This is a genomic window from Frankia sp. CeCAU1, from assembly GCF_977971845.1.
This window is the reverse complement of record NZ_CDWWXA010000030.1, coordinates 1-14,087: the sequence shown is the minus strand read 5'-3', so window position 1 is coordinate 14,087 and position 14,087 is coordinate 1. Positions and strand designations below refer to the sequence as shown.

General features: G+C 67.2%; 10 protein-coding genes. 7 read left to right on the top strand and 3 right to left on the bottom strand.

Annotation, left to right across the window (positions count from 1 at the left end; translation table 11 throughout):
- Positions 1 to 174: 174 nt before the first annotated feature.
- The 3 genes from AC08OO_RS08030 to AC08OO_RS08020 all read right to left on the bottom strand — a co-directional run bounded on the left by AC08OO_RS08030 (position 175) and on the right by AC08OO_RS08020 (position 4,578).
- Entirely contained in the window at positions 175 to 1,383 is a 1,209-nt protein-coding gene (locus AC08OO_RS08030; protein WP_476609387.1) for a ZIP family metal transporter, read from the bottom strand.
- A complete protein-coding gene (locus tag AC08OO_RS08025; protein ID WP_476609386.1) occupies positions 1,380 to 2,396 on the bottom strand; it encodes a multicopper oxidase domain-containing protein in 1,017 nt (338 codons plus the stop codon). Before AC08OO_RS08025 ends, AC08OO_RS08030 begins: the two co-directional genes overlap by 4 nt.
- A 334-nt stretch (positions 2,397 to 2,730) precedes the next feature.
- On the bottom strand, positions 2,731 to 4,578 hold the full coding sequence (locus AC08OO_RS08020) for a sigma-54-dependent Fis family transcriptional regulator (RefSeq protein WP_476609385.1): 1,848 nt from the start codon (positions 4,576 to 4,578) through the stop codon (positions 2,731 to 2,733).
- A 182-nt stretch (positions 4,579 to 4,760) separates the two neighbouring features.
- On the opposite strand from AC08OO_RS08020, the gene AC08OO_RS08015 reads away from it, so the two are divergent.
- From AC08OO_RS08015 to AC08OO_RS07985, 7 genes are read left to right on the top strand one after another with little or no spacing between them, the layout of a single operon-like run.
- A complete protein-coding gene (locus tag AC08OO_RS08015) occupies positions 4,761 to 6,674 on the top strand; it encodes a hydantoinase/oxoprolinase family protein (RefSeq protein WP_476609384.1) in 1,914 nt (637 codons plus the stop codon).
- Between the two features lie 52 nt (positions 6,675 to 6,726).
- Positions 6,727 to 7,155: an acetone carboxylase subunit gamma gene (locus AC08OO_RS08010; RefSeq protein WP_043591636.1), complete on the top strand. Its 429-nt coding sequence runs from the start codon at positions 6,727 to 6,729 to the stop codon at positions 7,153 to 7,155.
- A gap of 22 nt (positions 7,156 to 7,177) precedes the next feature.
- The gene (locus AC08OO_RS08005; RefSeq protein WP_476609383.1) at positions 7,178 to 9,304 is read left to right on the top strand and encodes a hydantoinase/oxoprolinase family protein; all 2,127 of its coding nucleotides are present in this window, start codon (positions 7,178 to 7,180) and stop codon (positions 9,302 to 9,304) included.
- Positions 9,305 to 9,339: 35 nt separating this feature from the next.
- The gene (locus AC08OO_RS08000) at positions 9,340 to 11,664 is read left to right on the top strand and encodes a hydantoinase B/oxoprolinase family protein (RefSeq protein WP_476609382.1); all 2,325 of its coding nucleotides are present in this window, start codon (positions 9,340 to 9,342) and stop codon (positions 11,662 to 11,664) included.
- Positions 11,665 to 11,715: 51 nt separating this feature from the next.
- Positions 11,716 to 12,528, top strand: a complete 813-nt coding sequence (locus AC08OO_RS07995) for a hypothetical protein (protein ID WP_476609381.1) — start codon at positions 11,716 to 11,718, stop codon at positions 12,526 to 12,528.
- A 1-nt stretch (position 12,529) separates the two neighbouring features.
- Entirely contained in the window at positions 12,530 to 13,321 is a 792-nt protein-coding gene (locus tag AC08OO_RS07990; protein WP_011436914.1) for a CoA transferase subunit A, read from the top strand.
- Between the two features lies 1 nt (position 13,322).
- Positions 13,323 to 14,009, top strand: coding sequence for a 3-oxoacid CoA-transferase subunit B (locus AC08OO_RS07985; protein WP_476609380.1), 687 nt, complete (start codon positions 13,323 to 13,325; stop codon positions 14,007 to 14,009).
- Positions 14,010 to 14,087 lie beyond the last annotated feature (78 nt).

The window sequence follows — 14,087 nt, the reverse complement described above, 5'->3', positions numbered from 1 at the left end:
CGGCTTCGCGACCAACACGGAAGTGATCGGACAGCTGTCCCAGCCCGGTCAACCGCTTTTCAACGTCGAACTGACAGCGTTTTCAACGTCGAACTGACAGCGGGAGCCGGTGGCGGCCTGGAGAACTCCTGCCGCCACCGGCTCCCGCTTCTGTGCCTGGGGGGCCATCCGCGCTCAGCCGGTGAGCAGTCCGGTGGTGTACATGACGGCGATGCCGGCGAGGAATCCCCCGAGGACGTGACCGGTGCCGAGCCCGCCGGGTGCCCGGTGGGCCAGGCGGCGTCCGATCTCGACGACGACCTGCAGGGCTGCTCCGACCGCGATGGACAGGAACAGCACCCCGAGGACGTCGTTGATGAGGAACCCACCGATCCAGGTTCCGGCTATGGCGGGCGCACCCGCGACAAGCGCGAGGCTGACGAGCCGGGGCGCCTTCACCTCGGGCTGTTCCGCGAGCGGGGCCGCGATGCCAAGTCCCTCGGTGATATTGTGGATCATGAATCCGACGATGAGGAACGTGCCGAGGACGAGCTTTCCCAGCGCGAAGGAGGAGCCGATGGCCAGGCCCTCACCGAGATTATGCAGGCCGATACCGATCGCGACGAGCGTTGCCAGCGTGGCTCCGCTCAGCCCGGCGCCGGTATTGCCGGACAGGCGGCTGGTGACGAAGGTCAGGGCAAGGTAGCTGGCGGCGACACCGAACAGGACCACCCCGGTACCGTGCAGGCTGGTGGGCAGGCCGGCCTGAAGTTCGAATGCCTCGCCGAGGGCGTCGAAGGCCACGAAGGTGAGCAGACCAGCGGTGAGCGCCAGAAAGCCGCTGGTCCAGCGGGAGTCGGCCCGGCGTAGCGAGGGCAGCCAGGCCAGTCCGAGTGCGATCGGTACCACGCCGACGAGGAAGCCGATGATTGTGTAGCCAAGGATGCTGCGGCCGGTAACGCCGGGCGTCTCGACCGCCGCTGTGATCTTCTTGCTGGTCTGGATTCCGGTGGAGCTTGTCACCCCGACCGCGATCGGCTCCTCGGGTACCCACGGGTAGGGGACAGCAATGGTGGCCGAACGCAGATGATGCAGGACGCTTCCACCATCCACCGTGAAAGGCACGATCGCGTCGTCGACTGTGACCACGGCGATGGTGAGGTCGGCATGCTGGGGGTTGGTGACGTGGATGCGGATCTCGCCCGGTTCGAAGACGACGCGGCGAACGGCGAATTCGTCGGGTGCGGGGGGATTGGCGCGGATGAGTCCGGTTAGTGACGTTCCGGTGGACGTGAACAACCAGACGACCGCACCGAGCAGGGTGATCGGAACCAGCGCCCACAGCCGCCAGCGCAGGCCGCCCGACCGCGAGGCCTCCTGGAACCGTCGGGATTCGCTGGTCATGAGTTGGTCACCTCGAAAAATCCCATCCAGCCGAGTTCGGCGAACTCCGACTGGTGGGCATGGAACATGAAGCGGCCCGGGTAATGGAATTCGATCTCGATGATCCCGCGTTGGCCCTGGCAGAGCATGACCGTGTCCGTGTACTCGTACTGGTCCCCCGAACCGGTCGGGTAGTAGCGGAAGAACTCGCCGTGCAGGTGAAACGAGTTGATGAGATCGAACTCGGTCAGGTTGGCCAGGTAGATCCGGACCAGTTCGCCACGTTTGACCTGGATGGGATAGCGCGCATAGTAGAAGGCGCGCCCGTTGACCGTGTAGAAGTTGTTCTCACCGTCGCCGTCGGTATCGAAGCCGTTCATGACCATGACGAACTCCCGCGCCGTCGGGCGTGGCTGCGGTGGATCGATGATTAATGCGCCGTAAAGGCCCTTGGCAATATGTTTCTTGAGCGGCGTCGCGTGGCAGTGGTACATGTGCATCCCGTAGGGGGTCGCCGGGAAATCGTAAACGAAGGTTCCACCGGGATCGACGATCTCGAAGACACCATCCATATTCGCTGGGTGTATCCCGTGGAAATGAATGGTATGCGGGTGCATACTGCCGTTGGTGAACCGCACGCGTAGCAGGTCACCCTCGGTCGCGCGGATGACCGGACCGGGAACCGTGCCGTTGTACGTCCAGGCCGGGAAGGTGACACCCTGCGCAATCTCGATCTCCTTGTCCATAGCGAAGATCTTGTATTCGCGCACCCGGCCGGGCTGGTGTACCAGAGCCGGCGGCGGGTGGAGGAGGTCGTCGAGGTCGTGGGGGCCGCCTGGCGCCGGGACCCCGGGGCCGATCATCGCCCCGTGGCCTGTGGCCGGATGGCTTGCAGGCATCGAGGTGTGCTGTTCACTTGAGGTGTGCTGCTCGGCCGCCGTGATCGAGGCCGCAAGCGTGGTGATGGGCGCCGCGGCGATCAGCGGGGCACTGGCCAGCAGCCCGCGTCGCGTGGCTTTCCCGTACTCACTCACCGCGCCTGCCCGAACTCCGCCGACAGTCTGTCGATCAATAGGTAGGTCTCACTCATCGCCGTCGGGCGCTGGCGGCTCATACGACTCCTTACGGTGTGAGCGCGGACGGTCACCGAAGCCAGGGCGGGTCACTGGTTGGGCTGTACTCGGGGTAACGACCACGTCATTCGGGTGATTTGCATCACACAACATCACACCTCATGGGCGGCGGGAAGGCGGTCTCAACATGAGACGGCTGCACGGGCTTACACCTCTCCGCTTCATGCGGACCGCCGGCGCGGGGCATGCCCTGGTTCAGACTGAGCCAAGGGCGGTCCGTCCCACCGGGGACGCGTCAGGCGGTGATGCCGTAGGCCTTCAGCTTGCGGTAAAGACCGGACCGCGACATCCCGAGCCTGGTGGCCGCCAGCATTCGGTTGCCCTCGGTCTCCTGGAGGGCGGCGACGATCGTGTCCCGCTCAGCTGCCTCCAGCGGGGTGAGCACGTGCCGCGAGGTGGTCTGGCAGTAGGCCGGCAGGTCCTGGGCCTGGATCTCCCCGACCGGTCGCCGCCGCAGCGCGTGTTCGAGGGCCTCGCGCAGCTGGGAGACGTTGCGTGGCCAGGAGTAGCGTGCGATGATCCGTTCGGCGGCTGGGCTGAGCCGCACCTTGCGGTTGGGGGCCATGTCGCGCAGGACCGACGAGGTGATGGCGGCGAGGTCATCGGTACGGCATCGCAGCGGCGGCACAGTGATCGCTACCTCGAAGTGGCCGAGGAGCGCGTGGAACGGCAGGTCGGAGTCCAGTGAGGAGTCCGACAGGGTCGCAACGAATGAGGTCGGCTTGTCGAGCCTGCCGATCGCAGTGAAGAACACGTCGAGCTGTTCGGCCCCTTCGGTGCTGGCCTGGTCGACATTGCGGACGATGTAGAGGGTCGGCTCTGGCTTGCCCGCGAGCAGTGAGTCGATGTCGGTCTCGGAGTTCTCGATGGTCAGCTGGGAGGCGTCCATCGACACGCTTCGGCCGCCCGGGTGTGAGGCGTGGAAGATCTCGGCGACCAGGGTGAACTTGCCGGTGCCGGTCTCACCGAGCACGATCGCCGGCTTCTTCGCTATGAGAGCTTCGCGCAGCTTGTCGCACGCGCGTACCCATGCCGGTGACCGACCACCGGTAATGGTCTCGTGCGGCCGGTACAGGTCGCCGGCGATGCGGGAGGTCTGCAGGGTCGCGACCGCGATCTGTGGCAGCACCTGCTCGGTGAAGTCGCCCGGCGATCCGGCCTTCTCCGTGGCGACGAGGTCGGCGATCACCACCATGCCGGCCACCTCGGAGCCGGCCAGGATCCGGGTGCCCCGGATATGGACCATGCGTCCCCCCGGCAGGACCAGGGTGTCGCTCACCCGGTCGCGGCGGCTCATGAGGAAGGTCGCGTGCTCGCGCAGGGTCAGCTGCTCGCTGGCGTCGAACAGGCCCTGGGCCGGGGTGTTGGCGATGAAGACCGAGTCGCCGAAGGCGAAGACGGCCTGTCGGGACGCCCGGGCTTCGACGCGCAGGTAGGTCTCGAAAACGGCCTGCTGGGACTGGCTGCGATCCAGCAACAGGTTGCGGCTGATGTCCTTGGCTGCGCTCTTCACCAAGGTGTGCATCAGCGGGCTCCAGGTCTGGGTGAGCGTGGAGATGTCCAGCACTCCCTCTACCCGGCCGGTGAGAGGATCGATGACCGGGGCGCCGGTGCAGGCGAAGCATTGCAGGGGCTCGGTGAAGTGCTCCGGCCCGACGATGCTGACCGGCTGACCGGCCTCGATCACGGTGCCCACACCGTTGGTGCCCATCATCGACTCGGAGTAGTTGAACCCTGGCGCGAATTCGACCCTGTCGAGCAACCGCCCGACCGTCGATGACAAGTCGATGCGCTGAACCAGCCTGGCCCTGTGGTCGGTCAGGGCGATGACCAGCGGGAGGTCCGCGGTGTCGTTGCCGAGCTGAGTGAGCACCGGGCGTGCGCAGCGCACCAGCCGGGACCCGGTGTCGATGTCGTCGATGTAGTCGCTGTGCGGCCGTGCGCTGTCGACGCCGGCCGCCTGGCTGCGTTCCCACGATGCCGCGAGCACGTCGGGGACACCGACGGCACCCGCGCGGCCGCACTCCAGGAAGTCCGCCCGGGCTGCGGCCACCCGTAAGAGGCGGTTCGCGGTGTCCGGCATGTGCACCTCCTCGGGGGTCCTGGATGGCCCCGTGGAAGAACATCGTGGCTGAGAGCCACGCCACATCCAAGAGCAGTGAGTGTCCAATTTTGGGACACCGACACCCGGTGGGACACCAGCAGGGTTGTCCCAACAACGGGGCCTGCGCATGGAACCCAGGGAGTCACGAACCGAGGAGCGTCATGGACACCCTGATCAACATCGACAACGGTGGCACGCTTACCGACATCTGCGTCTGGGATGGCGACCAGTTCACCTACACCAAGTCCCTCACTACTCCGCACGACCTGTCGGAGTGCCTCTTCGACGGGATCGAGAAGGCCTCGGTCGCGCTCTACGGCGAAGCCAACACGGAGAAGCTGCTGCACGCTACGCAGCACATCCGATACTCGACCACCCAGGGCACCAACGCCCTGGTCGAGCGGCGGGGCCCGATGATCGGCATCCTCACCACGATGCCGGGCCTGTTCGAGCGGATGCGCGGCGGTGAAGCCGAGAAGGACCTCTTCGACGGCCTGATCGCCGACCGGATGCTCACCATCGACATGGACGCGACCGATGAGGAGATCGACTTCGAAGTCGTCCAGCGGATCAACCAGCTCACCACCCTGGGCGCCGCCCGGGTGGTGGTGGCTGGTGAGTCGCCGGAACAGGAGCGTCGCCTACGCAGCGTGTTGCTGCGCAAGTTCCCGCGGCACCTGCTCGGCTCGATCCCGCTCCTGTACTCGTGGTCCCTCGCCGGCGACCGGGACCACCCGCGCCGGGTGTGGTCGTGCGTGCTCAACTCGTTCCTGCACCCGACCATGGAGCGGTTCCTGTACGGGGCGGAGCGGCGGCTGAAGTCGTACAGGGTGCTCAACCCGCTGCTGGTCTACCGCAACGACGGAGCCTCCTCGCGGGTGGCCAAGGCGGTGGCGCTGAAGACGTACTCCTCCGGGCCGCGCGGCGGCTTGGAGGGTACGGCGGCGCTGGCTCGCACGTACGGCCTCGAGCACACGCTGATGATGGACATCGGCGGCACCACCACCGACGTGGGGGTCGTCCGCGGCGGCGCGGCGGCGGCCGATGAGCGCGGCACCATCGAGGGCGTCCCGATCTCCTACCCGATGAGCAACGTGCACTCGACGGGGGTCGGCGGCTCCTCGGTGATCTCGGTGGTGGACGGGCAGATCATGGTCGGGCCGCGCAGTGTGGGGGCGGCCCCCGGCCCCGCCTGCTTCGGCTTCGGTGGCAAGGAAGCCACGATCACCGACGTCAACCTGCTGCTCGGCGTCCTCGACGCCAGCACCTACCTCGACGGCACCTTCCGGCTCGACGCCGACCGTTCGGCCGCGGTCATCACCGAGACCATCGCCGAGCCGCTGGGCATCAGCCTGGAGGAGTCGCTGATCCGGATGGAGCGGGCCTACTTCGAGGCGCTGGCACACTCCTTCGCGCACCTGATCGAGGAGAACTCGACCCTCATCGCCTTCGGTGGTGCCGGCCCGATGAGCGCCGTCGGTGCCGCTCGTCCGGCAGGGGTGAAGAAGGTTCTGATCCCGCGGATGGCGGCGGTCTTCTCCGCGTTCGGCATTGCCTTCTCCGACATCGGCAAGACCTACGAGGTCGGCGTGCCGGAGCCGACCACGGCAAGCAGCGCGGCGACGTACGACGAGATGCTTGCCCGGGCCAGGCGCGACATTTTCCAGGAGGGCTACGACCTCGACGACTGCCGCACCGAGGTACTGCTCACCATCGAGGAGACCGACGGGTCGCCGGTGGAGACCAGGCCGTACCAGTCCGGCGACGCCGCGGACTTCCCCGGGAAGCAGGTCTCCCTGCAACTGTCGGTGACGGCCGCGCTGCCGCACCCCGACGTTGCTCCCGACACCGACGTGCCCGCGATCCGGGTGACGAGCAATGAGACCCGCCTGGTCCGTTCCGCGCCCGACCAGGTCGACAAGGTGCCGGTGTTCGTGCTCGCCGAGATGCCGCCCGGTGGAAGTGGCGAGGGCCCGGTGATCGTCGAGGGCCCGTTCTTCACCGCCCGCGTGCTGCCCGGCTGGCAGTTCCGGGTCACCGCCTCGGGGGACCTGCTGCTGACCGACACCCACTGACCTCCCCTGACGGCCCCGAGCGTCCCCTGACAGCTACGAGAGGAAAGTCATCATGCGGGTCCCCATGACCGAATACCTGGTCATCGACCTCGACACCGAGCGCTGGGTCTGCCGGGTGTGCGGCCGCGACATCTGGTCTGCCCACGGGAACTACAAACTCGGCTGCCTGGTCTACGACCGCGACCCACGGGAGATCCACCAGCCGATCATCGATCCCGACCGCTACGAGTTCACCTTTTCCCCGGACCCGACGTACTGCCGGATCCTGGAGTTCTACTGCCCCGGCTGCGCCACCCAGATCGAGACCGAGTACGTGCCCCCGGGACACCCGCCGACGGCCGATCTCGTCATCGACGTCGCCGCGCTGCGCACCCAGTGGGAGGAACGCGGCGTCGACCCCGAGCAGGTCCACAACTACGGGCCCGGCGAGGACGCGCAGAAATACACCGCCATGCACAAGGCGACCGGCCACATCCGCTGATCTCGCAGGGAGAACCGAGGCAATGAAACGTATCTCCGTCGACATCGGCGGCACCTTCACCGACTGCTTCTTCGTCTGGGACGAGACCTACGTCGAGGCGAAGGCGCTGACCACGCACCACAACCTGGCGCTGGGCTTCAACGAGGCGCTCGACCTGGCGTGCAGCCGGGCCGGACTGGACCGCGGCACCGTGCTCACCGAGGTCGACTCGGTCCGCTACGCCACCACCCTGGGCACCAACGCTCTCATCGAGCGCAAGGGACCCAAGGTGGGGGCGATCGTCACTCATGGCTTCGAGGACACCATCCCGCTCTCCCGCGGCCGGGGGTACGGCGAGGGCCTGGACTACTCGATGCAACAGAACCTCCCGGCAGCCGAACGGCCCGAACCGCTGGTGCCGCGCTACCTGATCCGCTCGGTCAAGGAACGCGTCAACTCGGCCGGCACGATCGTGGCGAGGCTCGATCCCGAGGACGTCCGCACGGTGGTCCGTGAGCTGGTGGATGCCGGCGCCGAGGCCCTGGTGGTCTCGCTGGTCAACGCCACCGAGAACCCCGAGCACGAGCTGGCGATCCAGGAGATCGTCCTCGACGAGTTCCCGGCCCACGAGCTGGGTGCCATCCCGGTGCTGCTGGGCCACCAGGTCTCCGGTCGCAAGGGCGAATACGTGCGGGCGACCTCCACCATCGTGGACGGCTTCCTGCACGAGATCATGTTTCACGCGCTCAGCCAGCTCTCGAACAACCTGCGCGACGCCGGCTACGGCAAGCCGATGCTGGTCATCCACAACTCCGGTGGCATGGCGCAGATGAACTCCACCGACGCCCTGCAGACCATCCACTCCGGTCCGATCGCCGGTGTCGGCGCCGCGGAGCACCTGTCGAACGAGACGGGCCTGGGCCATGTGATCTCCACTGACATGGGCGGCACGTCCTTCGACATCGGCCTGGTGCCCGAGGGCGGCGTGAAGCACTACGACTTCCTGCCGACCATCGACCGCTGGCTGGTGTCGGTGCCGATGGTGCACCTCGACACGCTCGGTGCCGGCGGCGGCTCCATCGCGTCGTACGACCGGATTCACAACTCCATCAAGATCGGCCCGGAGTCGGCCGGCTCCAACCCCGGCCCGGCCTGCTACGACCGCGGCGGACTGCGTCCGACGGTGACCGACGCCGACCTGTTGCTCGGCTATCTGGACCCGGACAACTACGCCAACGGCTACATCAAGCTCAACCCGAAGCGCTCCCGGTTCGCCGTCGAAGAGAACCTGTGCGACCAGCTCGACATGGACGTTCTCGCCATCGCCCGCGCGATCAAGGACGGCGTTGACGAGCAGATGGCGATCGGCATCGGCAAGGAGCTGCGGGTGCGCGGCTATCTGCCGGAGGACTTCACGATGCTCGCCTACGGCGGCAACGGTCCGCTGCACGCCTGCGGTATTGCTCGCCATGCCGGCATCAAGCAGATCCTGGCCCCGCCGTTCTCGTCGGTGTTCTCCGCCTGCGGCGCCGGCAACATGAAGCAGCTGCACTTCCACGAGCGCGGCGTGCACATCACGATGTACAACGCCACCTCCCGGTCGCTGTACGACAAGTACGAGGAGTTCAACGCGATCGTCGAGGAACTCGAGGCCCGGGGCCGGGAGGACCTGGTGCGTCAGGGCTTCGCGGCCGACGACGTGAAGTACCGCCTGGAACTGGACATGCGCTACGGCAACCAGCTGCTCACCCAGGCCGTCGCCCTCGACATCAACCGGATGAACGGTGTCGGCGACGTACTGCACATGATCCGCACCTTCGGTGATGTCTACAGCCACCGGTTCGGCGCCAGCAGCGCGGCACCCGAAGCCGGGATCCGGGTGGGGACCGTGCGGGTGGCCTCCTACGTCGACGGCGACGTCGTCAACTTCGACTCGCTGGAGGCCGGCGGCGAGCGCACGGTGCCGACCGAGGTGTCGCACCGCAAGGTCTACTTCATCGGCCAGGACGACTCGATCGAGACGCCGGTCTACGACCAGGCCGCGCTGTCGCACGAGCGGGTGATCCCCGGCCCCGCGATCGTCACCACCGAGAACACCACCTACCTCGTCGAGCCGGGCTGGCGTCTGGAGCCGACGGTGCAGGGCGCCGTCTGGTTCCTGCAGGACTGATCGAGTACACCGTCGAGCGCACCAGGGAGAAGACGATGACTGTCACGGACGACAGCGCCACGCAGGAGCAGGCCGCCGAGCAGAACACCCTCACGCCCCAGGAGCGGGAGTGGGTCGACCAGTTCATGGACGAGACCACCCTCTTCCTCGGTCCCGACCCGGTGATCATGCGTGACCACTCCATCCAGGAACGGACGTCGCGGGAGGAGACGGCGATCGCCGCCGGTGTCGACCGGCTGGTGGTCGAGCGGATCCGCAAGCGGATTGCCGGTGCGCTCGACGAGGGCTACGAGATGTGCGAGGCGCAGGGTGCCGCGCCCGGGGCGAAGTGGGGTGACCTGACGACCGCGATCTACACCGCGGCCGGGGACGTGTCCTACCTCTCCTGCCACGGGGTGATCGCGTTCTCCGCGATCCTGCACCACCCGATCCGGTACATCATGAAGTACTGGAAGGACGAGCCGACCGTCGGTATCCACGAGGGCGACGGATTCATCCACAACGACGCCCGGTTCGGCAACGTCCACAACACCGACCAGTCGATGATCATGCCGATCATACGTGGGGGTGAGATCATCGCGTGGGTGGCGGCGACCATCCACGAAGGCGAGAACGGCGCCTGCGAGCCGGGCGGCATGCCGTCGGGCTCGGAGACCCCGTTCGACGACGGCCTCCGGATGAGCCCGTTCAAGATCGTCGAGCGTGGTCATCTGCGCCGGGACCTGCTGACCTTCCTCCAGCACTCGGTGCGCGACCCCAAGCTGCAGCTGGCCGACCTGAAGGTGAAGATCACCGCGGTACGCAAGATCATGGAGCGCATCGACAAGGTCATCGACGAGGTCGGCGTCGACACGTTCGTGGCGGCCCTGCGGGTCACCGTCGAGGACGTCGACGCGGAGGTCCGCCGCCGGATCTCCGAGCTTCCCGACGGCACGTACTCCTTCAACCAGTTCATGGACTCGACGCTGAAGGAGAACATCCTCATCAAGATCTCCTGCAGGATCCACGTCAAGGGCGACAAGATGACCGTCGACCTGCGTGGCACCGGACCGGAGATCATCAACCGGGCGATCAACTCTCCGCTGTGCTCGGTGAAGTCGATGATGATGCAGGCGATCCTGGCGTTCTGGTGGCCAGACCTGCCGCGCTGCACGGCGGCGATGAGCTGCATCGAGATCATCTCCGACGAGGGCACCTGGGCCGACGCGTCCTACGACGCCCCGATGGGACAGTCGCTGCAGGCCTCGTTCCGAGGCTTCTCGATGATGCAGGCGCTCTACGGAAAGATGTCGTTCTCCACACCGCACAAGTACTCGAACATCGTGGCCAACTGGTTCAACCAGATCAACACGTTCCTGTGGGGCGGTGTCACCCAACACGGCGACATGGTCGGCAACCTGTGTGCCGACCTCAACGGCATGCCCGGGGGAGCCAAGCCCTTCCGGGACGGTGAGGACGCCGTCTCGCCGCTCTTCTGCGCCATGGCCGACACGGCCGAGCAGGAGGTCATGGAGGAGGAGGTGCCCTTCATGCAGCTGGTGGCCAAGCGCCTGGTCCGCGACAACATGGGCTTCGGCAAGTTCACCGGCGGCATGGGCTACGAGATGATCGTGGCCGCCGAGGGCACGCCGGAGTGGGGCTTCATGACGGTGACCTCCGGAGCGAAGTTCTCGTCCATCTACGGCATGTTCGGGGGCTACGGCTGCGGCACCTACCCGCTGGCGATGGTCAAGGGCACGAATGTCTACGAGCACATTCGTCGGGACAACAAGAAGTTCGACCTCTCGATCGAGAAGGTCATGAACGAGCGTCCGTTCCCGGACGGGAAGTACTCGACCTATCACATGGGTCTGCAGTACGACCGCGCCAAGGACGGCGAGCTCTACATGATCTCCCAGGGTGCCGGTGGTGGGTACGGCGACCCGCTGGAGCGCCTGCCCGAGTCGGTGGTGCGCGATGCCGAGCTCGGCCGGATCAGCCAGAAGGTCGCCGAGGAGATCTTCGGTGTCCGCTATGACCCGATCACCTTCCGGCTCGACGCCGAGGGCACCAGGCAGGCCCGCGAGCGGGTCCGCCAGACGCGCCTGACGCGCGGCAAGCCCTACGCGGAGTTCGTCAAGGATTTCGTCACCGAGGAGCCGCCGAAGGACCTCCTCTACTACGGCTCCTGGGGCGACGACACCAAGGACCTCACCGCCACGGTGTTCACCATCGACGGTCCCCAGCGGGTCAAGGCGCCGCTGAAGGAACTGCCGATCATCGTGATTCCGGACCGCCGGGAGCTGAAGATCGCGGCGCTGGAGGCGCGCGTGCGGGAGCTGGAGGACAGGCACGGCGAGGACGTCAAGCGTCTCGCCTGAGGTTCCGTCTCGCCTGAGGTTTACGGAGCCCTGAGGTTCAAGGAGCACTGAATGTCTTCTCTCACTGCCCTGCTCGCTGCCGCGCCCGGCGGCCGGGCGCTGGTGATCGACCACGACGCCTACGCGACGGCAGTGCTACGGCAGGGCAGCGAGATCCCCTGGGGTGACCTCGCCGCCCTGACCGGGCACGTCGCCCAGGTCCAGGCCCTGCTGGATCCGGATGCGGTGTTCGTCAATGCCGAGGCGTTCTACGACGCGTATCTCGCGGCGACGCCTGACCTGGTGAGCGCGCTGGGGAAGCGTAGCCGCACGGGCTATGCGTTACGCACCCTGCTCGGTGACGAGCCCGCCGTCGAGCGGTTGGTCCTGACCATGCGCACGCTGGCGGACTCGACCCGGCGACGGGTCGTGCTGTCGGTGCCGTCGCCCGCGAGGTGGTTGCTGCGGGCACATGACCGGGCCGGCACGGGGCTGGACGAGGTGAGCGAGGACCACGCCGACAGCGCCTCCATGTACCTCGCCGAATGGCTGGGGCGCCTGGGGTCGCCGCCGCTGGGACTGTTGCTCCTTGATGCCCGGGCCCGCTGCGGGGACTCCGCCACGCTGGAGTTCCCGGAGCGGGCGGGTGGCTATACCTCGCTGACCAATGTGGCCGGGCACTTCGACTGGACGCTGGCGGTGCGATTCGCCTCCTCGGTCGACGTGGCCGGCGATGTCACGCGGGCTGTCGTCCTTCCCGACGCGTTCTGGCACGGCGAGGGCGAGGCGCCCCGTGACGGAGCCCGGCTTGTGCTGACCACGATCCCGGCCGATGCGCCGCCCGAGACGGTTCTGCTGCGCCGGGCCCTGCTGAAGGAGGGGTGAGGTGGACAAGGTCGTGGCGTCGGCGCAGGAGGCGGTCGCCGATATTCCGGTCGGGGCCAGCGTGGCGAGTGGTGGTTTCGGGGTCTGCGGCATCCCGTCGGTGCTCCTTGCCGCGCTCGCCGAACAGGGGGCCTCGGACCTGACCGTCATTTCCAACAACTGCGGGATCCCGGGTGTGGGTAACTCGCTGCTGCTGGAGGGCGGGCGGATCCGCCGTCTGGTGGCGTCGTACGTGGGGGAGAACAAGGAACTGGAACGGCAGTACCTCTCCGGGAAGGTCGAGATCGAGTTCAACCCGCAGGGGACGCTGGCGGAGCGGCTGCGCGCCGGTGGAGCCGGGATCGCGGCGTTCTACACCCGCACCGGCGTCGGCACGCAGGTCGCCGACGGCGGGCTGCCGATCAGGTACGACGCCTCGGGCGAGGTGGCGCTGGCCTCGCAGCCCAAGCCGACCGAGGTCTTCGAGGTCGACGGGGTGCCGCAGGTCTTCGTGCGGGAGACGGCGCTGCGGCCGGACTTCGCCCTGGTGCGGGCCCGGCGTGGTGACCGGCACGGCAACCTGGTTTTCCGCAGGGCCGCCCGCAACTTCAACCCGCTCTGCGCCATGGCCGGGAGGGTGACGATCGCGGAAGTGGAGGAACTCGTCGAGCCGGGTGCGCTGGATCCCGACGAGATCCACCTGCCCGGAGTCTTCGTGCAGCGGGTGGTGGCGTTGACGCCCGGCCAGGCCGCGGACAAGGGGATCGAGCGGCTCACCCTGCGTGCCGTCACGACCGCTGCAGGAGGTGCCTGAGATGCCCTGGTCCCGGGACGACATGGCCGCCCGTGCGGCGGCGGAACTCAACGACGGGGACTACGTCAACCTCGGCATCGGTCTGCCGACGCTGGTTCCCAACCACGTGCCCGACGGCGTGGAGATCGTGTTGCAGAGTGAGAACGGCATCCTCGGCCTGGGCCCCTACCCGGTCGCCGGCGAGGAGGACCCGGATCTCATCAACGCCGGCAAGGAGACGGTGACGATCGCGACGGGAGCAAGTTTCTTCGACTCCGCCACCAGTTTCGGGATGATCCGTGGGGGGAAGATCGATGCGGCGATCCTCGGCGCCATGCAGGTCAGCGAGCGCGGGGACCTGTCGAACTGGGTGGTGCCCGGCAAGCTGGTCAAGGGCATGGGGGGCGCGATGGACCTGGTCCACGGCGCCCGCCGCGTGATCGTTCTGATGGAGCACTGCGCCAAGGACGGATCGCCGAAGATCCTGCCCGAGAACACGCTCCCGCTGACCGGCACAGGTGTCGTGCAGCGCATCATCACCGACCTCGCCGTCATCGACGTGACCTCCGATGGTCTGGTGCTGGTGGAGACGGCGCCGGGCGTAACCGCCGACGACGTGCGGAAGGTGACACCGGTACGGCTGGCTCAGGTGGGCGCGAAGCCCGGTGCCGGCGTGGCGGGCGGACCTGCCGGGGTGTCTTGGCAGTGACCTGCCGGGGTGCCTCAGCAGTGAAGGGTGCCTCAGCCGTGAAGGGTGTCTGAGCGTTGAAGGGACTGGATGTGGACC